Here is a 21,699-nt window from a genome sequence, read left to right on the forward strand (position 1 = left end):
ACCATCAGCCGCGCGTCGCGTCCAGCGGCACCACAAAGCTGAAGCCATGTCGCTCAAAACCCAGCCGCTCGTAAAAGGCATGGGCCTCGACACGGCGCTGGTTGGAACTGAGTACCAGCTTGTAGCAGCCGGCCGCGCTGGCCCGCTGCATCGCATGTTGGATCAGCCGACGGCCGAGCCCGCGGCCCTGCGCCTCGGGCGCAATCGCCACATCCTCGACCAGCGCCTCGCTGGCCTGGCGGTGCGCCAGCAGCGGCAGGATGTACAGCGTCAGCGTGCCCAGCAGCTGGCGCTCCGGCCCTTCGCCCTGCTCCATCAGCAAGAGCTCGGCGCCACGCGCCTGCATCAGCGGCCAGATGGCCAGCGCGCCATCCAGCTCCAGATCCTCGCGCTCATCGATACCAGCGGCGACCAGCAGATCAAGCACCGCGGGCAGATCGTCGGCCGTGGCCAGCCGGAAGTTCAGTTCATCAGCCACCGCGCCCTCCGAGTCGAGCCAGCGCCGCCGTGATCAAGGCGAAGAAGCCATCGGCATCGACGCCACCCAGCACATGGGCATTGCGCGGCCGGCCGCTGACGCCCCACCAATCGATCACGCTCATGCCCAGCGTCAGTGCGCTGTCGGTTTCGATCTCGACATTGCAGTCGCGGCCGCTGAACAGCTCCGGTGCCAGCAGCCAGGCGATCACGCAGGGGTCGTGCAGCGGCCCGCCCTGCTGGCCGTACTTGGCCTCGTCAAAGCGCTCGGCGAACTCCAACCAGCAGGCCACCGTCTCGGCCAGCGGCGTGCCCAGCGCGCGGATCGCCGCGATGCGCGCCGGCGTCGTCAGCGCCTGGTGGGTGCAGTCCAGCGGCACCATGGTGATCGGCACGCCGCTGGCAAACACCAGCTTGGCCGCCTCGGGGTCAACATAACAATTGAATTCGGCGGCCGGCGTGATGTTGCCACCTTCGAAGCAGCCCCCGCCCATCAGCACGATCTGCTGCAGGCGCGCGGCCAGCTGCGGCTCGCGCTGCAGGGCCAGGGCGATATTGGTCAGCGGGCCCAGCGGGCACAGTGTCACCGTGCCGGCGGGGCGGCTCATCACCGTCTCGATGATGAAGTCGACCGCATGGCCGGGCTGCAGTGGCATCGTCGGCGCCGGCAGCGTGATGCCGTCCAGCCCGGTCTTGCCGTGCACGTGCTCGGCCGTCACCAGCGGGCGCTTCAGCGGGGCGTCGGCGCCGGCAAAGACCTTGACGTCGGGACGCCCGGCCAGCTCGCAGACGATGCGCGCATTGCGGCTGGTCAGCGCCAGCGGCACATTGCCGGCCACCGTGGTGATGCCCAGCAGGTCCAGTTGCGGGCTGGCCAGGGCCAGCAGAATCGCCACCGCATCGTCCTGACCGGGATCGGTGTCGATGATGATGGAACAGCCTTGCTTCACAGCGCTCATGCGGCCTCCGCTTCAGGAGCCGGCGGCTCCACGGGCTCGTGCAGCGAGACGACATCCTGGTCGATTGCGCCAAAGACGCTCAGGCCATCGCGACCCTTGATCTCCAGGCGCAGGCTGTCGCCAAACTTCATGTACTCGGTGCTGGCGCTACCGTCCTTGGCGATTTCCAGCGCCCGCTTGTCGGCGATCGTTGCAACACCACGCGAGGCTTCACGGTTGCTGACCGGGCCGGCGGCAACGAGGCTGCCGGCCGGCAGCGCGCGCAGCCGGGCGAGCTGGGCGATCAGCTGGCCGAAATGGGAGTCCATATCGCTGCCGCACTCGCACTGGCCGATCTTGCGGCCGTTCCACATCGCCTGCAGCGGCAGCAGCACGCGCCCGCCCTTCCAGGCCTCGCCCAGCTCATCGGGCGTGACCAAGAGCGGCGCCTGGCTGGCCAGCGGCTGGCACAGTGCCGCATCGCCGGCATCGAGCTGACGCAGCCACCAGCGACTGCCCAGACCCAGCAGGCGCACCCCTTCGAGCGCCTGCTCGGCGGTGACGCCTTGGGCCACATCGCCGCAGATGGCGATCAGCTCGGCCGCAAAATCAATGCCCATTACCTCGCTGGCCAGGCGCACCGGCTCGGTGGCCCCCAGCCATAACGGCGACAGGAACCGCAGCGGCGGCTCAGCCGCAGCCGCCTCGCCGCGCAGCGTTGCCAGCCGTTCGCCGTGGGCGGGCCAGGCCTGGCCCAGCGCACTGAGCAGCGGCCGCGGCAAGGGCGCCATGCATTTCTGTGGCTCGAAAGCGAAGGCATGGCGGGCACGGCCATGGTTCAACGTGATGGACAATTCTTCCAGCTGCGGCGCGAGGAAATTCCAGTCGTCCAGCACCTGCTGCAGCCGGGTGGCGATGCCGGTGGCGTAATGGGCCTGGCTCAGATCGCGCGAGACCACAACCAGATGGCCGTCGCGGGAGCCGTCCCTGTAGGTGGCGAGTTTCATGGCTGACCATTCAAAGCAATGGCAGCATTGTCCAATGGCCGGGATGCATCCACATCGACTGCGAGCTCCAAAATTGCGCGCCTGGCTGCTGGCCCTGGGTGCTGCCGCGCTGCTGCATCTCTGGCTGCTGGCCCCCAGCCCGCGTCCGCCGCTGGCCCTGGCCGGCCTGCCGGCCATGCAGACCCGGCAGCTGAACGTCGAAGCCAAGCGGCCAGAGCCCGACGCTCAGACCGCGACGGCGCCACTGCCCATCAGCCGGGCGCCACTCATACCAAAGTCCACACCAGCCGCCACACCGCCGCCAGCCGCCGCCAGTGCCGCGCCCCCGCCCGAGCTGCTGAACGCACCGCCGCTGCTGGCCAGTGCCGTCCAGTCCCTGCCCGAGGGCAGCCTGGACTACACGCTGGAACAGGCCGGCCAGCTGGGCACGGCACGCCTGAGCTGGCAGATCAGCGAGGGCCGCTACCAGCTGCGGCTGGAGCGCGAGCTGCCCGGGCGGCGCCTGCCGGACTGGCGCAGCGAGGGCCTGGTGCGCGCCGAGGGCCTGCTGCCGGAGCGCTTTGCGATGCAGCGCCAGGGCCAAGATCGCCAGGCGATCAATTTTCGCCGTGACGAAGGGCTGATCAGCTATTCGGGCCACCGTGCGCTGCATCCGCTGCCCGAGGGCGTGCAGGACCGGCTGTCCTGGTGGCTGCAGCTGCCGGCCATGGTCGCCGCCGCGCCCGAGCGGCTGCAGCCCGGCCAACAGCTGGTGCTCAATGTGGCGGCGCTGCGCGGGCCGCCGCTGCTGTGGCTGTTCCGCTTCGAGGGCAGCCAGGCCGACGGGCTCTGGCATTTCAGCCGTGAAGCCATGGGACCCTTCGATGCGCGGCTTGACGTCTGGCTGGACCCGGCACGCCACTTCCTGCCGACGCGCGTACGCCAAAGCGTGGGCGATGAAGAGCGCTGGGAGCTGCAACTGCAGACGCCAGCCCCCTGAACGCGGGGACTGCTGCTGCAGAAAGCGGCAAAAAGCGGTCGAAAGCCGTGATCTTGTGACGCATCTACGACGAATCTCGCCGCAGCAAGCCCCGATCAGCCACGCTTTCTGCCACTATTTGTTCGCGGCAGGTTCAGAAGTGGCACCGGACTCCCTTGAGATTGGTGCCGCTGACCGCAGATGCTGGACTCAGGAGTACATCATGCACATGCTTTACAACTCCCCCAGTTTTGTCGTGGTGCAGTTTGATGTGCCGGTCGAGGCACTGCGCCCGGACGGCACGGCAAGCCACCCACCGCTGAATCGTGGGGGCTTCGAGATCGTCGACAAATTCGCCCGCAAGGAAATCTTCATCGAGGGCGCACTGGCCGAGGCCTTTCAGGAAGGCGTCGAGGCCTTGATCGAGCAGGACCCTTCAGAGGAAGACCTCGATGACTTCATCGAACGCTTCGCCAGCATGGGCCAGCAACCGGTCGTGATGCACTGAAACGCGGAGGGATCACCCTGCCGCCGGCAATTTCAGATCATCGCAGCGGATCGCCGGCGATCGCCGGAATAGCGGGGGAAAGTGCAAATGCGCCTGACAACAAGAGCAGAGCACTTGTCCTTGCGTTGACGCTGAGCCAAGATCGGGCTCAACCCGCAGGGAGTTGCCTATGGTCAAGCGTCTGGCTGACACACGTGTGCTGACATCGCCCGGTCTGAAAGAGGCCCCGGTGATGGATCTCATGTGTTCGCACTTTGTGCTGACGCTGACCGTCAAGCACGCCAGCCGCTTCAATCTGCGGCGCGATTTCAATGGCCTGCTGTCCTTCACCGGCCGCCACCTGGTCTGGCCGGTGCGTGTGCTGGCCCGGCTGCGCGCCTATCTGGCGCTGCGCTGCCAGAACAACGAGCTGTGGGCGCGCCACGAAACACTGAGCGACGAGGCCTTTCTTGATCGCTACGGTGTCTGGAACGGCCCGTTTGCCGAGGCAACGCTGTTCTTCTATCTGGATGAATACGTCAAGGACGCGCCCAAGGACATGATGGCCCTCTTGGCCACCACCTGCGAGGCGCTGGACCGCCAACTGAAGCAGCAGTCCACCCTGGTCGAGAAGAACATCGCGGCGCTGGGCCAGCTGCTGCAGCTCAATCCGGCCGAACGCGCCATCCTGCTCTACGGCACGCTGGCGCGCTACCAGCGCGAGCTCCGCGGGGCGCTGGTCGAGTTCAAGGTCAACACCGCCCAGGAGGCCTTTGCGGCGATCGCGGCCGTGGCCGGGGTCGATGAGCGAGAGGTGGCCGAAGCCCTGCGTGCCGGCTCGCGCCTGGAACGCATCGGCATGGTCGAGAACCTGATCTCGGAACACAACATCACCGATCTGGCCGATCTGATGAAGGTCAGCGACCAGCTGCCGCCGGTGCTGATGCGCGAGTACCAGGACCCGCAGGATTTGATGGCCGTCTTCACCCGTCCGGCCACGCCCAGCGAGCTGCAGGCCAGCGACTTCGATTTCGTCGCCGCCGAGCTGACGCTGCTGGGCCAGCTGCTGCGTAATGCGGTGGCGCGCCACCAGGCCGGCGTCAATGTGCTGGTCTACGGCCCGCCCGGCACCGGCAAGACCGAGCTGGCCAAGGTGGCGGCACGCAGCGCCGGGCTGGATCTCTATGAGGTGGAGTACGCCGACCGCGATGGCAATTCGCTGTCCGGCCGCGACCGCTATCGCTCGCTGCAGATCAGCCAGGTGTTCCTGAAGGCCAGCGCCAATGTGGCGCTGCTGTTCGACGAGGTCGAGGATGTGTTTCCGCCGCTGTCCAGCGACACCGTGCAGCTGATGGCGCGGATGGATGCGGCACTGGAAATGCCGACCTCCAATTCGGTCAGCGGCAAGGCCTGGGTCAACCAGATCCTGGAAACCAATCCGGTGCCGGTGATCTGGGTCACCAACCGCATCGAGCAGATCGACCCAGCGTTTCGCCGCCGCTTCCAGTACCACCTGGAGTTGAAGTCGCCGCCGCCGGGCGCGCGGCTGGGCCTGGTGCAGAAAGCGTTGGGCGCTGTGCCGGTCAGCGCCGAGTTCGCCAAGAGCCTCAGTGAACGCCGCGGCCTGACGCCGGCACAGATACGCACCGCCGTGCGCTTTGCCCAGCTGGCCGGCGCCAGCCAGGAGGCCAGCGAGATCGAGGGGCTGATCAGCCGCCAGCTGCTCAATGCCGACAAGGCGCTGGGCCACCAGGCCCGCGAACGCGGCGAGCGCCACAGCTGCACCCAATACGCGCTGGAGCTGCTGAACTGCGAATCGCGCTACGAGATCAAACGCATCGTCGCCGCGCTGCAAAAGCGCAGCCGCGGCAATCTGTGTTTCTACGGCCCGCCCGGCACCGGCAAGACCGCGCTGGCCGAACACATCGCGCAGGCGCTGCAGCGGCCGCTGATGGTGCGCCAGGCCAGTGATCTGGCCAGCAAATTCGTCGGCGAAACCGAGCAGAACATGGCGCGGATGTTCGAGTCGGCAGCCCAGGAAGGCGCCGTGCTGCTGCTCGACGAGGCCGACAGCTTTCTGCGCAGCCGGCGCATGGCCGAGCGGCAGTACGAGGTCAGCGAGGTCAACGAGATGCTGGCCGGCATGGAGCGCTTTGCCGGCGTCTTCATCTGCACCACCAATCTGTTCGAAGACCTGGACGAGGCGGCGCTACGCCGCTTTGCCTTCAAGATCCGTTTCAAGGCGCTGCGCCCCGAGCAGCGCGTGCTGATGTTCGAGCGCGAGGTGGCGCCAACAACGGCCGAGCAACGTGAACGCCTGCTGGCGCTGGACTCACTGACGCATGGCGACTTTGCCGCGGTGCGCCAGCAATGCGAGGTCTTGGGCGAGGTGCTGGAGCCTGACGATTTCCTCAGCCAGCTGGAGGCCGAGCACCGCGTCAAACCCGAGGTGCGTGAGCGCCGAAGCATTGGCTTCGGGCGCGCTCACTGAGGCCAATTTCGCACCGCTGAACCGCTGCTCGCACAGGAGCGGCCCAGCTTGCGTAATCTTACGTAAGCACTTGACCCCTGTCCCTCGGGTCATCGTCACAGGCATAGTGCTGCTGTCCCCTGATGCCGTTCGAAGTGCCTGAATCACCCCATTGAGGCACTCCACTACGCCGTTAGTTCAGCGTCGTAATTGTCGGGCTCCACGAGAGCTTGACCAGGAATCGGTTTCCGTGGACAGGCGTGCCGTTCGTCAAGGGCCGAGCAGAGCCCTGCGGGCGGAACAATCAAAACGAGAACACAAGAGGAACACCCAGGCCCGACGCCCGGGTGACGAGGAGCGCGCGGCGTTGCCGTCCTTGGCGCCGCGCCAGCATCAGCAGCCATGCAAGGCCCTGGGGTTTGACGTCTGTTCATGCCCCGAGGCATCGCCACGCCTGCGCAGATGGGACTGGACGCCAGATGCGCCGGGCCCGGCGCCGCTGTGCCTCTGCTTTTGCGCGTCACCGGCCAGGGGGCTGGAGCCACCGATTGCCCACCCCATGAAACTACACAAGCAACGCCCCCATCTGATTGCCCTGGCCTGTGCAGGCCTGCTGCCATTGAGCCCGCTGGCGCGAGCTGCCGGCGCCGAGACGCTGGAGCGCGTCGAGGTCACCGGCAGCCACATCAAGCGCGCCAGCGACGAAGGCAGCACGCCGGTCCAGGTGCTGCGCCGCGAGGATCTGCAGCGCCTGGGCGCCAATACCGTGCAGGAAATGCTCAACAGCCTGTCCAGCGCCACCCCGCGCAGCGGCCTCTCCGATGTCGACGGCGCCAACTCCTTTGCCGGCGGCTCCAGCGGTGCCTCGCAACGCAATCTGGGCAAGCAATCGACCCTGGTGTTGCTGAACTTCCGCCGTGTCGCGCCCTATCCGCTGGCCGATTTCAGCGAGGTCTTCACCAATCTGGACGCGCTGCCGGCCGAGGCCGTCGAGCGGATCGAGATCCTCAAGTCCGGTGGCGCCGCCATCTACGGCTCCGATGCGGTGGCCGGTGTCATCAACATCATCACTCGCCAGGACTTCCAAGGCGTCGCGGCCTCGGCCTCGCGCCAGCAGGGCCTGGGCGCTGCCAAGTTCACTGAGAGCCGCGCCAGCCTGAGCGCTGGCACAGGCGATCTGGCCAAACAGGGCTTCAACATCTTTGCCCACGCCGAGTTGTTCAGCCGCAAGGCCGAGACCGATTGGCGCCGCCTGCTCGGCGAGGTCAATCCACGCTACAAAGAGATCTTCCCCGGCTTGGGCGGCCCGGCCACCTACACGGACTACAACGCGCCGGGCAATGTCTTCCCGATGGACGGCCCGCCACACGCCCTGCCCGGCTGCAAGACGCTCAATCCGAACGGCCTGTGCCTGAAGGACGATCTCGCCAGCGCCGAGCTGAGTCCGGCGGCCGAGCGCGCCAATCTGCTGCTGCGCGCCCGCTACCGCCCGACGGCCGAGCTGGATGGCTTCACCGAAGTGCTGTACTCGCGCACCCGCAACGACTACCAACAGCGCCCCTTCTCGATCCAGTGGCCCTACCGCTGGCTGAACCCGGCCACCAACACGCCGCTGACCTTCCAGCCCAACCGTGGCCTACCCGCCGGCCACCCACTGAACCCTTCGCCGTTCGAGGCCCAGCTGCACTACGCCTTTGACGATGCCCCGACCGCCAATCAGCTGCGCAGCGAGCAGTACCGCGCGCTGACCGGCCTGCAGGGCGTGTGGCAGGGCATGGACTGGGAGGTGGCCGTCGGCGTCACCGGCGGCAAGACCCGGCTGACCCAGCAGGGCGGCTTTGCCAGCGACAGCGGCTTCAAGAGCCTGATCGGCGACTACAACGCCTTCCCGCTGGCGCCGGACTATTTCAACAAGCCCGGCGGCTACCAGCTCGGCAAGGCCAACAGCCCCGACGTGCTGGCCCGCCTGTTCCCGGTGTTGGGTTGGGACGGTCAGAATCGCCAGACCTTTGTCGACGGCAAGCTCAGCGGCGATCTGGCGCAATGGCAGCACGGCGCGGTGAGCGTGGCCACGGGCTTCGACCTGCGCCATGAGTCGATGAAGATCATCCCGACCGACAACATCCAGCACGGCGACATCATCGGCCTGGGCACCTCGGTTTCGGACGGCGCGCGCAATGCCGCGGCCATTTACGCCGAGCTGAGCCTGCCAGTGGCCGCCCAGCTGACCCTGGAGGCCGCCGGCCGCGTTGACAAGTTCGACGGCTTCGGCGCCCATGCCTCGCCCAAGCTGGGTCTGCGCTACCAGCCGAGCAAGCAATGGCTGCTGCGCGCCGCGCTGGAGACTGGCTTTCGCGCCCCCAACCTGACCGAAAGCGCCACCTCGACCAAGTCCGCCTTCACGCCGCCGCTGCGCGATCCGCGCCGCTGCGATGCCGCTCAGGCCCTGGCCAACGACCTGCATGCGCAGGCCAGTGCCCTGCCCGCCAACGACCCGGCCCGCGCCGCGCTGGAGGGGCGTGCCGGCTACACCGTCAATGTCGAGTGCAATGGCTTCGTCAATATGGTGACGCTGAACAATCCGGACCTGAAGCCCGAGACCTCGCGTTCGGTCAGCCTCGGCCTGGTGTTCACGCCCGATCGGGGCTGGAACCTGGCGCTGGACTACTACAACATCGAGCGCAAGGACGAGATCTCGATGCGCAACCCGAATGAGCTGCTGGCCATGGAGGCCGCGCTGCCGTCCGGCGTCGTGCGCCGCGACAGCGATCCCAATCGCGACGGCAGTTTCATCAGCCCGCAGGAGCGCGCCAAGTATTTCGACGCGACCCACCCCTATGTCGGCAGCATCCAGAGCGTGACCAACCGCTTCGAGAACCAGTTCAAGACCCGCACCTCGGGCCTGGATCTGGCCATCAATGCCGCGCTGCCAACCCGCTTCGGCCGGCTTGGCTGGACCCTCGATGGCAGCTACCTGCTGAACTTCCAGCAATGGCTGGCCAGCACCGGCGACTGGAGCGTCAATATGGCAGGACGTTACGGCTATGAACGCCTGAAGCTGCGCAACACCGTGAGCCTGCAGCACGGCAACTTCAGCCATGCGCTAAGCCATGTCTACCGCAGCGGGCAATCACTCGAAGCCAACGATGATGATCGCGGCTATGCGGCGGCCGATTGCGTGGCACGTGGCTGGCCGGCAGATCTGTGCCGGGTCGGGTCGGCGCAGCAGTTCGACTACGACATTGCCTACACCGGCTTCAAGGGCCTGCGCCTGTCGGCTCACCTGTTCAATCTGTTCGCGCAAAGGCCCCCGCTGGATCTGCGCGCCGCTGACCAGGCCCGCGGCGGCAACTACCCCTTCGACCGCGCCGATGTCCGTGGCCGCATGCTGAAGCTGGCGGCCGAATACCGCTTCTGAGCACCGGCGACAAGCCCAGCTGAATCAGCCCGGCGCATGCGCCGGGCTTTTTTGTCAGTGCTGGTAGACCTGCTGCAGCGAGGCGAAGCCCTTGACCTCGATCGGATTGCCGCTGGGATCGTGGAAGAACATCGTCCACTGCTCGCCCGGCTGGCCCTCGAAGCGGCATTGCGGCGGCATCACAAAGGCCTGGCCGGCCGACACCAGGCGCTGCGCCAGCGCCCGCCAGTCCGGCAACTCCAGGATCACGCCCAGATGCGGCATCGGCACCCATTGATCGCCGACCCGGCCGCTGCGCGCGCTGGCGAAGGGTTCGCCCAGATGCAGCGAAATCTGATGGCCGAAGAAATCAAAGTCGACCCAGGTCTCGGTGCTGCGGCCCTCGCGGCAGCCCAGGAGCCCACCGTAGAAATCGCGGGCCTGCTGCAGGTCACGGACATGAAACGCCAGATGGAACAGACTCTTCATGGGCGGTGGTGCGTAAGGCCGAGGCCGACTGTGGCATCGTAGCGGCATGACAGGACTCTCACTACCCATGTTCCAGCGACACGACGTCGGCTGGCCACAACGCTTGCGCCGCGCGCTTTTCAGCGGCCTCAATGCCGTGCTGCTGGTTGTGCTGGGCCTCGTGTCGCAGACGGCCGGGGCCAGGTCTTGCCCGCCGCAGGCCACGGCGCCCAGCGCCGAGCAGGCGAGCCGACTCGCCGCCGAGGCCAAGGATCGCGGCCTGCTGTGGCGCATCAGCCGCGGCGGCCGCAGCTCCTATCTGTACGGCAGCCTGCACATCGGCCGCCAGGCCTGGGCCTATCCCGGCCCCAAGCTGCGCGCGGCGCTGCAAGCCAGCGAGGTGCTGGCGCTGGAGCTGGATCTCGACGACCCAGCCACCCGCCAGCTCCTGCTGGCCCCGCCGGCCCACGCCGAGCCGCTCGCACTGGACCGCAAGCTGCAGGCCCGGCTAGACGCCCAGGCCACGGCCGCCTGCCTGCCGGCCAGCGCACTGGCCGCCCTGCACCCGCTGATGCAGCTGAGCACCTACACCGTGCTCGCCGCGCAGCGCGATGGTCTGGACCCGACCTGGGGCCAGGAGGCGATGCTGAGCCGCTGGGCCCAGCAGCAGAAGATGCCCATCGTCGCGCTGGAAGACGCCGCCGAGCAGCTGCGCGCGCTGATTCCTGCTTCGGCCGAACTGGCCCGCAGCGAGTTGCAGCAGGGGCTGGAGCAGCTGGAGCAAGGCCAGGTGCGGCCGGCGGTGCGGCGGCTGGCGGAGGTCTGGGCCCGTGGTGATCTGAAGCAGCTGGCCGACTACCCACGCTGGTGCCGCTGCGCCGACTCGCCGGCCGATCGCGCCGCATTGCGCCGGCTCAACGATGAGCGCAACCCCCTGCTCGCCCAGCGCATCACCACCCTGCATCAGGGCGGGCAGACGGTGTTCGCTGCTGTCGGCGCCCTGCATATGAGTGGCCCGCAGGCGCTGCCACGGCTGCTGCGCGAACAGGGTTTCGAGATCGAACAGCTGTTGCCCTGATCCAAATCCGCGCCGCAGCCGTGGCCGCAGCGCTTACCATCGACACCGCCGAACCACTCGCCGGAGGATGCATGGCCGACAACAGCTTCACCAAGTTCGTTCCCGGATTTGATTTCCTGCAAGGCCTGGTCAAGAACGCCGGCGCCGCGCTGCCGGGCATCGGGCAGTGGGTCGCCCCGACCTTGAACCCCGAAGAGCTGTCCAAGCGCATCGAGGAATTGCGCACGGTGCAATTCTGGCTGGAGCAGAACGCCCGCATGCTGGGGGCCACCATCCAGGCACTGGAGGTGCAGCGAATGACACTGTCGACGCTGAAGTCGATGAATGTGCCGCTGGCCGAGCTGAGTGAAACGCTGAAGGTGCCGACGCCGGATTTCTCCGCCATGCCCGGTCTGCCCGGCGTTCCCGGCATGGCCGCCCCGGCCCCCAAGGCCAGAAAGCCCGCCGCCACAAAAAGCAAGGCCGAGGAGGCCGCGCCCGCGGCACCGGCCGTTGATCCGATGCAATGGTGGTCGGCGCTCAGCCAGCAGTTCACCCAGCTGGCCGCCAGCGCGATGAAGGACCAGGCCACCGATGCCGCCAAGAACCTGGCCGGCGCCATCGTCAAACAGAGCTTTGATGCGGCCGGCGAAACGCTGAAGAAGGCCGCCGCCGTGCCTGGCGCCGTGGCCAGCAGCATGGCCGGCACCGTCGCCAAGACGCTGACACCCAAGCCCGCCGCCCGCGGTGCCACATCGGCCGCATCAGCAAAGGGCAGCCCGCGCAAGCGCAGCAGCAGCCGCTGAATGCCGCAGTTCCTGCACGCCCACGCCACCCACCCGGACGCTCATCTGGCGCTGGCGCTGGCGGGCGCGCAGATCGAGGCCCAGCGCGCTGCGCTGGGGCCGCGCTCACGTTGGCAGCCCAGCATCGGCTGGCTCTATCTGACCGAGGCCTATGTCGATGCCGCCGACAGCCTTTTGACCGAGGCGCAGCAACGCTGGCCCGGGGTGCAGTGGCTGGGCGCTTCCGGCGTTGGCGTTTGTGCCAGCGGGGTCGAGTATTTCGATGAGCCGGCGCTGAGCCTGATGCTGGCCGATCTGCCGGCCGAGCAGTTTCACCTCTTCTCAGGCCGCCAGCCGCTCGGCCATTGGCCGGCCGCGCTGGCTCAGCTCCATGGCGACCCGAACAACAGCGATCTGCAGGCGCTGATCACCGATCTGGCCGGCCATGTCAGCAGCGGCTATGTGTTCGGCGGCCTGGCCGCCGGGCGCAAGCAGGCGATCCATATCGCCGATGGCGTCTGGCATGGCGGGCTGTCCGGTGTGGCCTTCGGCGCCGGCATCGGCATCAGCTCGCGGGTCAGCCAGGGCTGCCAGGCCCTGGGCGCCACACGCCGCATCAGCGCCTGCGAGGGCCAGTGGCTGACCGAACTGGATGGCCAGCCGGCGCTGGACTGCCTGCTGCAAGACCTGGCCCTGCCGCTGCCCACCGCGGGTGGCGATTTGCGCGAGGCGGTGCCGCGCCTGCGCCGCTGCCTGGCCGGGCTCAGCGAGCCGCAGCAAGGCACGGCGCGGCGCAGCGACTACGGCGCCGAGGTGACCGTGCGCCATCTGATGGGCATAGACCCCGCGCGACGCGCGGTGGCCGTTGGCGAGCAACTCCATGTCGGCCAACTGCTGAGCTTTTGCGAGCGCAACCCGGAGGCCGCGCGACGCGACCTGCTGCGCATCTGCACCGAGTTGCGCGACGAGGCCGAAGACCGCGCCGCACTGGCCAGCAACGGCAGCTCGCCGATCGCCGGCGCGCTCTACATCAGCTGCGCCGGCCGCGGCGGCAGCCACTTCGGCGCCCCCTCGGCCGAGCTGCAATGGATACGCCATGCGCTTGGCGACGTGCCTCTCACCGGCTTCTTCGCCGCCGGTGAGATCGCCCACGACAAGCTCTATGGCTATACCGGCGTGCTGACGGTCTTTCTCAAGCACCACTGAGCGCCGCGCTGCCGGCACTGCCGCTTCAGTAGTCCAGGCCGAAGCGCACACCGATCATCCGCGGATCGTTGTAGTAAGCGCGCACGCTGCCGTTCCAGGGCCCGGCCGAGTTCTTGGTCATCTTGTTGGTCGCATTCAGCACATAGAGCTCGGCATGCCAGAGCTTGGGCGCGTTCAACTTGAGCGACAGGTCGACCTTGGCGAAGGCCTTCTGGCCGTCAGAGATGTGCGGGTTGTCCAGATTGCGCAGGGTGAAGTACATCTTGTCCTGCCACTTCAGGTTCACCCAGGGCACGACTTCGTAGCCGTTGTCGAGGTTGAAGCTCTGCGAGAAGTTCAGGCCGAAGCTGTACTTGGGCGAATTCGGCAGGTGATTGCCGGTGATGTCATAGATCTGCCGGCCGGCCAACTCACGGTTGGGTCCGCTGTAGGGCTCCGGGCAGGCCGGCGCACCGGCATCCCGGCGCACGCCGCAGTTCCAGTCATCGCTGAAGGACGGGTAGTCCTTCATCTTGCTGTTGATGTAGGCGAAGAAGCCGCCCAGCCGCGCACCGGCCCAGGGCTTGTAGTCAAGCTCCAGCTCGATGCCAGGAATGGTCACCCGACCGACATTGACGGTCTGGTACTTGGTGATGATGTCGCAGGTCGGGGTGTCCTGAGGGCAGGGGGCATCGATCTTGACCCGGCTGGCGAAGTAGTCGCCGGTGACCTGCATGTCCTTGTAGATGCTGAAGAAGGCCGTGGCCGAGAGGCTCAGGCGCCGGTTCAGCATCATGCCCTTGTAGCCGAACTCGAAGTTGGTCACCGTCTCCGGCTTGTAGGGGAAGAAGGTGTACTGCGGGCCGGCCGGACCGTCGACGCAGGTCTTGTCGCCGCAGCGGTCGTCCTTGTCGCCGAAGCCGCCGGCCTTGTAGCCGGTCGACAGTGAGGTGTAGACCATGTCGTTGGCCGTCAGCTGATTGGCCAATCCCAGGCGGTAGGTGAACTTCTTCCAGCTCTCCGAATGGTCGTTGCCGGCCGGATCGCCCCATTGCTTGTAGGCGTCGACGCCGGCAAACGGGCCCATCGCCTCGGTCAGATCGCGGCCGTTGTGGGCGCGAAAGCCCGGTTCGCCGGGGGTGCCAGGGTGGTAATGCCCGTTGTAGTACGCGTCCGTCGCGCCATCCCAGCCGCCATAGACCTGGCCGCCGCGATCGGTCTTGCTGTCACGGCTGAAGCGGCCGCCTATGGTCGCCGTCCATCCTGGCGCGAACTTCCAGTCGGCCTGGGCAAACAGGGCCTTGGCATCGATCTGGCGGTCGGGCTGGTGATAGAACTGGCTGGTGGCAAAGCCATAGGGCTCGGTGACCAGCTGTTCCTGCGCATAGTCGATCGCGTTCTTCTCGTGCATCCAGAACAGGCCGGAGACCAGCTGCACATTGTCAAACTGCTGCTTCAGTTGCAGCTCATGGACGGTGGACTTGTACTTGGAGCCCAGCGTGATCGAGGTCTCGTCCCGCACCGGCCAGACGCCCTTCTGGCCCTCATGGCCCAGCGGCAGCTGGATGTCGACCTGGCTCGGCAGCGGGTGGTAGCCGCCATCGTCGTCAGAGATTTGTGAACGACGCTGATTCGCATAGGCCATGCCGTATTCCAGCGTCGTGCTCGGGCTCAGCTTCCAGGTCAGTGCGGAACGGACGGTGTCCATATTCATGTCCGTCTTGCCCGGCACATTGATCTTCACCGCCCAGGGATCGCCCTGGCAGGCAAAGCGCGTGCCGGCCGCCTGCTCGCAGTCCTTCAGCGCGATCTCGCCGGCGCTGTTGTTCTGGAAGCGCTCATAGCTGATCAACCATTCCAGCGACGGGCTCAGCTTGGCCCGCGCGGCCAGGCGCAGCGCCCATTCATCGCGGTTGTAGTAGTAGCGGCTCTTGTCCACCTTGACGTTGCGGCGCTGGTCCACATCGGGAATGCCGTCGCCAATAAAGCCCTGCGCGGGGATGTTGACGTCGGTGAAGTCCTGCTCTTGCTTGATCCAGCCGTCGCGCTTGACCGTGCTGAAGGTGGCGCGCAGTGCCAGCTTGTCGTTGACCGCCAGGTTGTGCACGACGTTGAGCTGGCGCTTGTTGTAGTTGCCCAGGTCCAGCTCGGCGCTGCCATAGCTGGAACCGAACTCGGGCTTGGCCGGAATGATGTTGACGCTGCCGCCGGTGGAGTTGCGCCCGAACAGCGTGCCCTGCGGGCCGCGCAGCACCTCAACCTGCTCCAGATCGAACATCAGCGCCAGCGCGCCCTGCGGCCGCGGCGAGTACAGACCGGCCACATGCAGGCCGACGGCCGGATCGCCGATCTCGGTGAAATTGGTCGAGCCGACGCCGCGGATATTGATCTGCACGCCGGAGTCGGCGCCAGACGCAATCTGCAGGTTAGGGACGGTTCCGGAGAGGCCGCGCATATTGGTGATGCCCTCGCGGCTGAGCGACTCCTGCGTCATCGCGCTGACGGCCACCGGCGTCTGCAAGAGGCTGCTGGTTACACGCGTGGCATTGACCATGACCACGCTGAGCTCGTTCTTGTCTGCCGGCTTGGCCGTCTTGGCGGTCGCCGCTTCTGCGCCCTCGCTCGGCTGGCTCTGCTGAGCCTGGGCTGCCGTCGTCAGCGCAGCGCTGCACAGCAGGGTAATGGCGGCAGCGATGGCGCTGTAGCCCGTGCGGGTGGGATGCTCTTTCACGTCTTGCTCCTTTGATCTTGAAGGCCGGTCTGGCGCCGGCACCATGTCAACTACGAAAGGCTGAAATTCGCTGGTGCTCGAGCCCGGCTAGGGCTTGGGCTGGCGCGCGGCCAGCAGCTGCCGCCAGGGCACCGTCTCGTTGCGCACCAGGGGGCGAGCCCAGACACTGATGCTCAGAATGAAGGCCAGGGTCAGGAAGACCAGGGTCATGGCCAGACGCAGGCCGATGTGATCGCCCAGCGTGCCGACCAGCAGCGGCAGCACGGCGCCGCCGAGAATGCCGCTGCACAAGATGCCGGACAGCGCGCCGTGATGCTGGTCGAGCGAATTCAGGCCCAGCGAAAAAATCACCGAGAACATCACCGACAGACAGAAGCCCGCCAGCGGAAAGGCGATCAGCGACTGCGCCGCCGAGCCGAACAGCGCCAGCGCCACACAGCCCATGGCCGCCAGCGTGAAGCCGGCCAGCACCCGCTGGGCATCGAAGAGCTTGAGCAGCAGCAGGCCCAAGAGGCAGCCCAGCGACATCAGCCCCCAGAAGCGTCCGACCGCATCGGCCGCCTCGCCGGTCGCGGCATAGCCGTGATAGCTGGAGAGGAACTGCGACATCCAGTTGGCCAGCGTCTGCTCGGTGCCGACGTAGGCCACGATGCCAATGAAGAACAGCCAGACATCGCGCCGCTTCAGCAGATCGCGGTAGGCGGCCAGGCCCCCGGCGCGCTCGTCATCCTTCAACTCCACACGGGGAATCGGCAGCGCCTGGTTGAGCAGGATCAGGCCGATGAAGATAGCGAGAAAGGCCCAGTAAAACGCCACCCAGACCAGCCGCGCCTCGGCCGCGCCGGGCCGCTCCATCAAGAGCTTGAAGACCTCGGGGCTGATGAAGGAGGCCAGGCCAAAGATCAGCTGCCCCATCACCGAGTAGAAGGCAAAGTGCGACTCCCCGCCGGCGGTGCGCATCAAGGGGTTGATCACCACCTGCAGCAAGGCCATGCCCAGGCCGATCACGAACAGCCCGGCAATGACGAAGCCGTAGTCCGGCTTGATCGCAATCGCCAGCGAGCCCAGCAGGTTCAGCACAAAGGCCAGCAGCAGCGTGCTGCGGGCGCCGCGTGCCTCGACCAGCATGCCGCCGGGGATGGAGATCAGGCCATAGGCCAGGAAGAAGGAGAAGGGCAGGAAGCCCGCCATGCCCAGGCTGAGCTCGAAGTCCTTGATGATGATGGGCATCAGCGGCCCGATCAGGTTGGTGACGAAGGAGATCACGAACCAGATCAGCAGGATGTAGGCGACGATCAGGCTGCGCTGTTTCATGCGGCCACCTCATTGAATGCGGCGGGCTGCAGACAAGCCGCCAACTCGCCGGGCGCAATGGTGGCACGGGGAAAGCGCGCCAGCACCGCCTGCGCGACCCGGCAGCCGCTGGCCAGCGCCTGCGCAAGGTCGGCGCCTTGCAGCCGCGCCGCCAGGTAGCCGGCATTGAAACTGTCGCCAGCGCCGATGCTGTCAAACACCTGGGCCGGCACGGCGCCCTGCTCGATGCGCTGGCCCGCGCTGAGGCCGATCGCCCCTTTGGCACCGACCTTGACGACCAGGCTGGCGCCCGGCTTCAGCAGCGTCGCGATGTGGCGCATGGCCGCGTCCAGCTCGGTGCTAGCAGCCAGATGGAGCGCCTCGGTTTCGTTGATCAGCAGATGATCGACATGGGCCAGCCAGGGCCGCAGCTCGGCGCGCAAGGCCTCGCTCCAGCCCTGCGAGGGCCAGCCGGTGTCCAGCGCCACCTGATAACCGTTCTGCGCGGCCTCGCGCAAGAGCTCGGCGTACTGGGCACGCAGGCCCGGCAACAAGAAGCTGCCGGTGAACAGGGCGATGGACCTCGGGGCTGGCTGGGCCTGCCACCGTGCCCGCACATGGGCGGCGTCCATCAGTTCCAGATGGCCTTGGGTGGTGAAGAAATTGCGCTCGCCGCAGGCATGCATCAGGCCCACCGACAAGGTCGTGCTGCTGCGGCAGGTCTGCAGATCGGCCTGCACGCCGTGCAGCTGCGCGGCCAGCCAGCGGCCGAAGTCGTCGTCGCCCACGGCGGCGATCAGCTGCACCGGGCGGCCCAGATGGCGCATCACCAAGGCCGTGTTGGCGCCCGAGCCGCCGGCGCGCATTTCGCTGCGCGGCAGGATCAGCTCGGTGCCGACCTGGGGCCATTCGGCAATCGAGCCCATGACCAGGTCGACGCCAAGGTCGCCAACTATGCTGAGGTGCGGATGTGCTCTGTCCATGGCGCCGACTGTAGGTCAGCGCATGGTCCCGCGTCAATACTTAAATCCAGTAGATGTATTTATTTATCGATCACTTGATGCCGGGATGGCCGAGCAGATCGGCGACATCGACCTCGGTGCGCCGCTCCTGCTGCAGCACCTCCAGCCGGGGCGACAGCATTTCGTAGATGGGCAGCACGGCGGCGCCGAGGATGGAGCTGTCGTCCTGCCACTGCGACAGCACGATGCGCTCGGCCGGCTCGCCCGCCCCGGCCAGGCCGCCGCGCACCGAATGGCGCAGCGGCTGGGCCAGCGCCAGCAGGTGCTCGACCAGCGGCTTGGGCGCCGAGCCGCCGATGACGATGGCGCGCGGGTCCAGCATGTTCTCGATCAGGCAGACCGCGTCGCGCAAGCGCTCGGCCGCCTCGCGACACCAGGCCGTGAAGGCCGAATTTGTGCCCTCGCGCAGCAGCTGCTCGATGGGCAGGGCCCAGACCTGCTTGTCGTCGACGCCCATGGCCTCGGCCAGCGAATGCATGGACAGATAGCGCTCCAGGCAGCCGGCATTGCCGCAGTAGCAGGGCCGGCCACCGGGCACCAGAGGCACATGGCCGATCTCGGTCGCATTGCCGTTGGCACCGTGGTAGGCCGCCCGGTTGACCACCAGCGCCCCGCCCAGGCCCAGGCCGAAATGCAGATAGAAGAAGTTGTCCAGCGACTTGGCCACGCCGAACAGCGTCTCGCCGAGGGCACCGGCAACGCTGTCAACGCTGTAGAACAGCGGCAGCCCGGTGATGTCGCGCAGCTCGTCGAGCACCGACAGATCGGCCCAGCCCTCCAGCGCCGTCGGGCCGACAAAGCTCAGCTCGGTGGCCCCCAGCGGCCCCGGCAGCGCCACGCCGATGCCCCAGAGCCGTTCACGCGAGGCCTTGCGCAGCTGGCTGACCAAGTCCAGCATGCCGGCGAGGATGGCGCTGCGATCGCCGGTGTCGACCTGCCGATCAACCCGCAGCCGCACATCGCCGACCAGATTGACCAGCGCCGCCGAAGCCCGCCCGGGCTCCAGGCTGATGCCGATGGCGGCGCCGGCATCCGGATTCAGCTCGAAGGCAATTGGCGGCTGGCCACGGGTCTTCTCCGCCTTCAGCCGGCGCGACACGATCAGGCCGATGGCCTCCAGATCGTTGGTGCTATTGGCCACCGTCTGCGGGCTGAGCGAGACCATGTCGACGATGTCCTTGCGCGACACCGCGCCGTGCTGGCGGATGAAATCCAGCACCACGCGCCGGTTGTAGGGCGCACTCGACTGTTGGGTGGCTCCACGCCCCGTGCTTCTCATTCCCGATTCCTTCTTCATTTTGTTCGCGGCTGACCTGGCGAGCCCGCCAACTCTCGCAGAATTTATTTACATCTATCGATTGTATTTATTGACACGAACTGATCGGCTTGGCTATTGTCGGGGATCCCGCCAGCCGCTGACCGAGTCCATACATGCCCCTTCCCTCCCGTTTGTTCACCCTGCCCGGCAGCTTGCGCCGGCCCGCCAGCGCCCGCGCGGCCGCGGCCTTGCTGGCCCTGGCCACCGTCAGCGCCCTCAGCCCCCTCGCCGCTCAGGCTGGTGAGCCGGCCGCTGCAGCGCTCACCACCGTGTCGGTCAGCCTGCCGTCGGCGCCGCTGCAACTGCATCTGAACCAGGTGGCGCTGGATCGGCTGGGGCCGAAGACGGCGCTGGTCGAGTACCGCGGCGATGCGGATGGCGGCCTGGGCCGCTATCGCATCCACCGCGACGGCCAGCTGGTGGCCAGCGGTGCGCTGCAGGCGCTGCCACCCTTCGAGGCCTGGGGCAGCGGTCGGCGCTATTTCGCCATCGATTTTTCCGAGCAGCAACGCCCGGGCAGCTACCGCGTCGAGGTCGAGATTGGCGGTCAGCGCGTCCGCTCGGCGCCGGTGCGGGTGCAGGACCAGGCCCTGTTCCGCATCACGGCCAAGCAGTTGCTGGCGTACTTCCGCAAGAGCCGGCACCTGGACCCCAGGGACCACCACATCCGCGTCTTCGACACACCGCGCTTCGTCGACGTCTGGGGCGGCTGGCGCGACGCCGGCGGCGACACCGGCAAATACCTGTCCCATCTCGGCTACGCCAATCACTTCAATCCGCAGCAGGCCTCGCTGGCCGCCTGGGTGCTGGCCTATACCGCCGACAGTGCCGCGGCGCTGTACCAGCGCGCCGGCCTGTTGCGCCAGGCCCGCGAGGAAGCTTTCTGGGGCGCCGACTATCTGCATCGCGTGCTCGATGCCGAGGGCTATTTCTACACCACGGTGTTCGACAAATGGGGCGACGAAAAAGCCGAGCGCATGGTCGTCGGCTACGAGGGCGAGGACGGCCGCTACACCGCCCAGTACCGCTCGGCCTACCGGGCCGGTGCCGGCATGGCGATTGCCGCCCTGGCCCGCGCCGCGCAACTGGCCGGCCACAGCGGCCAGCAGGGGGCCTTCAGCGGTGCTGCCTATCTGGCCGATGCCGAGCGCGCCTTCACGCACCTGCAAAGCGCCAACACGCAGTACTGCGCCGATGGCCAGGAAAACATCATCGACGACTACACCGCGCTGATGGCGGCCGTCGAGTTGTACCGCGCGACCCAGCAGCCGCGCTATCTGGCCGCAGCGCGCCAGCGCGCGACGCAGCTGATGGCACGCCAAACGAGCGAGGGCGGCTTCAGCAGCGACGCCGCCGGCCAGCGCCCCTACTACCACGCGGTGGAGGCCGGGCTGCCGCTGATCAGCCTGGCGCATTACCTCGATATCGAGCCCGAGGCCGCGCTCGCCGAGCGCGCGCGCCGCACGCTGGCCGGCGCGCTGGCGCATCAGCTGCAGCTCAACAGCAAGGTCGCCAATCCCTTTGACTATGCCCGCCAGCAGTTCCGGCTCTTCAAGGACGGCGCGCTGCAAGGGCCGGTGCGCGACGGCTTCTTCATCCCGCATCAGAACGAGACCGGCTACTGGTGGCAGGGCGAAAGCGCGCGGCTGGCCTCGCTGAGCGTGGCCGCCGTCGAGGCCGGGCGCCGCCTCGCGCCCCAGCCCGGCGCGGCCTTTGACGTGGCCCCCGAGCTGGCCCGCTTTGCCCAGCATCAGCTGGACTGGACGCTGGGCCGCAACCCCTATGGCATCAGCATGCTGTATGGCTTCGGCAGCAGGAATCCGCCCACCGTGCAGCAAAGTGCCGGCGATATGTATGTGGGCGGCGTGTCCAACGGCATCACCGGCGCCGTCGACAGCGAGACCGGCGAAGGCATCGCCTTCGCGCCCGGCCCTGATGACGCCCAATGGCGCTGGGTCGAGCAGTGGATCCCGCACAGCAGCTGGCTGCTGCTGGCTGCGGTCACGCTGGCCAGACCCTGAACACCTGGCGCGGCCCGGCGCCTCGATGCGCGGGCCGCGCCCTGGCTTTCCCCTGGATATCCCCCTCCGTGGAAGAGCCGAGCCA

The 21,699-nt window shown here is 67.3% G+C and carries 16 protein-coding genes; 8 read left to right on the forward strand and 8 right to left on the reverse strand.

The window, feature by feature from the left end:
- Window positions 1–4: 4 nt before the first annotated feature.
- Genes RQP53_RS12585 through RQP53_RS12595 form a run of 3 tightly spaced genes read right to left on the reverse strand, consistent with a single transcriptional unit; the run spans window position 5 to window position 2,422 of the window.
- Entirely contained in the window at window positions 5–478 is a 474-nt protein-coding gene (locus RQP53_RS12585) for a GNAT family N-acetyltransferase (protein ID WP_315650658.1), read from the reverse strand.
- Window positions 471–1,436, reverse strand: coding sequence for a nucleoside hydrolase (locus RQP53_RS12590; RefSeq protein WP_315650659.1), 966 nt, complete (start codon window positions 1,434–1,436; stop codon window positions 471–473). The genes RQP53_RS12585 and RQP53_RS12590 overlap by 8 nt, the downstream gene beginning before the upstream one ends.
- Entirely contained in the window at window positions 1,433–2,422 is a 990-nt protein-coding gene (locus RQP53_RS12595) for a fumarylacetoacetate hydrolase family protein (protein WP_315650660.1), read from the reverse strand. The genes RQP53_RS12590 and RQP53_RS12595 overlap by 4 nt, the downstream gene beginning before the upstream one ends.
- Window positions 2,423–2,495: 73 nt before the next feature.
- On the opposite strand from RQP53_RS12595, the gene RQP53_RS12600 reads away from it, so the two are divergent.
- The 4 genes from RQP53_RS12600 (at window position 2,496) to RQP53_RS12615 (ending at window position 9,755) form a co-directional block, all read left to right on the forward strand.
- Entirely contained in the window at window positions 2,496–3,401 is a 906-nt protein-coding gene (locus RQP53_RS12600) for a DUF3108 domain-containing protein (RefSeq protein WP_315650661.1), read from the forward strand.
- A gap of 202 nt (window positions 3,402–3,603) precedes the next feature.
- A complete protein-coding gene (locus tag RQP53_RS12605; protein ID WP_315650662.1) occupies window positions 3,604–3,888 on the forward strand; it encodes a BTH_I0359 family protein in 285 nt (94 codons plus the stop codon).
- Between the two features lie 169 nt (window positions 3,889–4,057).
- A complete protein-coding gene (locus RQP53_RS12610) occupies window positions 4,058–6,358 on the forward strand; it encodes an ATP-binding protein (RefSeq protein ID WP_315650663.1) in 2,301 nt (766 codons plus the stop codon).
- Window positions 6,359–6,896: 538 nt separating this feature from the next.
- Window positions 6,897–9,755: a TonB-dependent receptor plug domain-containing protein gene (locus RQP53_RS12615; RefSeq protein WP_315650664.1), complete on the forward strand. Its 2,859-nt coding sequence runs from the start codon at window positions 6,897–6,899 to the stop codon at window positions 9,753–9,755.
- A 54-nt stretch (window positions 9,756–9,809) separates the two neighbouring features.
- Here the strand turns inward: RQP53_RS12615 and RQP53_RS12620 are convergent, their stop codons facing one another.
- Window positions 9,810–10,223, reverse strand: a complete 414-nt coding sequence (locus RQP53_RS12620) for a VOC family protein (protein WP_315650665.1) — start codon at window positions 10,221–10,223, stop codon at window positions 9,810–9,812.
- A gap of 67 nt (window positions 10,224–10,290) precedes the next feature.
- Here RQP53_RS12620 and RQP53_RS12625 point away from each other — a divergent pair, with 67 nt between their 5' ends.
- The 3 genes from RQP53_RS12625 to RQP53_RS12635 all read left to right on the forward strand — a co-directional run bounded on the left by RQP53_RS12625 (window position 10,291) and on the right by RQP53_RS12635 (window position 13,250).
- Complete coding sequence (locus tag RQP53_RS12625; protein ID WP_315650666.1) at window positions 10,291–11,280, forward strand: TraB/GumN family protein; 990 nt, start codon at window positions 10,291–10,293, stop codon at window positions 11,278–11,280.
- Window positions 11,281–11,351: 71 nt separating this feature from the next.
- On the forward strand, window positions 11,352–12,065 hold the full coding sequence (locus RQP53_RS12630) for a PhaM family polyhydroxyalkanoate granule multifunctional regulatory protein (RefSeq protein ID WP_315650667.1): 714 nt from the start codon (window positions 11,352–11,354) through the stop codon (window positions 12,063–12,065).
- Complete coding sequence (locus RQP53_RS12635; RefSeq protein WP_315650668.1) at window positions 12,066–13,250, forward strand: FIST signal transduction protein; 1,185 nt, start codon at window positions 12,066–12,068, stop codon at window positions 13,248–13,250.
- 25 nt (window positions 13,251–13,275) lie between these two features.
- Here the strand turns inward: RQP53_RS12635 and RQP53_RS12640 are convergent, their stop codons facing one another.
- The 4 genes from RQP53_RS12640 to RQP53_RS12655 all read right to left on the reverse strand — a co-directional run bounded on the left by RQP53_RS12640 (window position 13,276) and on the right by RQP53_RS12655 (window position 19,554).
- On the reverse strand, window positions 13,276–15,960 hold the full coding sequence (locus tag RQP53_RS12640) for a TonB-dependent receptor (RefSeq protein WP_315650669.1): 2,685 nt from the start codon (window positions 15,958–15,960) through the stop codon (window positions 13,276–13,278).
- An 87-nt stretch (window positions 15,961–16,047) separates the two neighbouring features.
- Entirely contained in the window at window positions 16,048–17,274 is a 1,227-nt protein-coding gene (locus RQP53_RS12645) for an MFS transporter (protein WP_315650670.1), read from the reverse strand.
- The gene (locus RQP53_RS12650) at window positions 17,271–18,236 is read right to left on the reverse strand and encodes a carbohydrate kinase family protein (protein ID WP_315650671.1); all 966 of its coding nucleotides are present in this window, start codon (window positions 18,234–18,236) and stop codon (window positions 17,271–17,273) included. Before RQP53_RS12650 ends, RQP53_RS12645 begins: the two co-directional genes overlap by 4 nt.
- A 70-nt stretch (window positions 18,237–18,306) precedes the next feature.
- Window positions 18,307–19,554, reverse strand: a complete 1,248-nt coding sequence (locus tag RQP53_RS12655; protein WP_315650672.1) for an ROK family transcriptional regulator — start codon at window positions 19,552–19,554, stop codon at window positions 18,307–18,309.
- Window positions 19,555–19,706: 152 nt separating this feature from the next.
- Between RQP53_RS12655 and RQP53_RS12660 the strand changes: the two genes are divergently transcribed.
- A complete protein-coding gene (locus RQP53_RS12660) occupies window positions 19,707–21,614 on the forward strand; it encodes a glycoside hydrolase family 9 protein (protein ID WP_315650673.1) in 1,908 nt (635 codons plus the stop codon).
- The last annotated feature ends 85 nt before the right edge of the window (window positions 21,615–21,699 follow it).

The sequence above is a fragment of the Roseateles aquae genome (genome assembly GCF_032337115.1).
GTDB lineage: Bacteria > Pseudomonadota > Gammaproteobacteria > Burkholderiales > Burkholderiaceae_C > Roseateles_C > Roseateles_C aquae.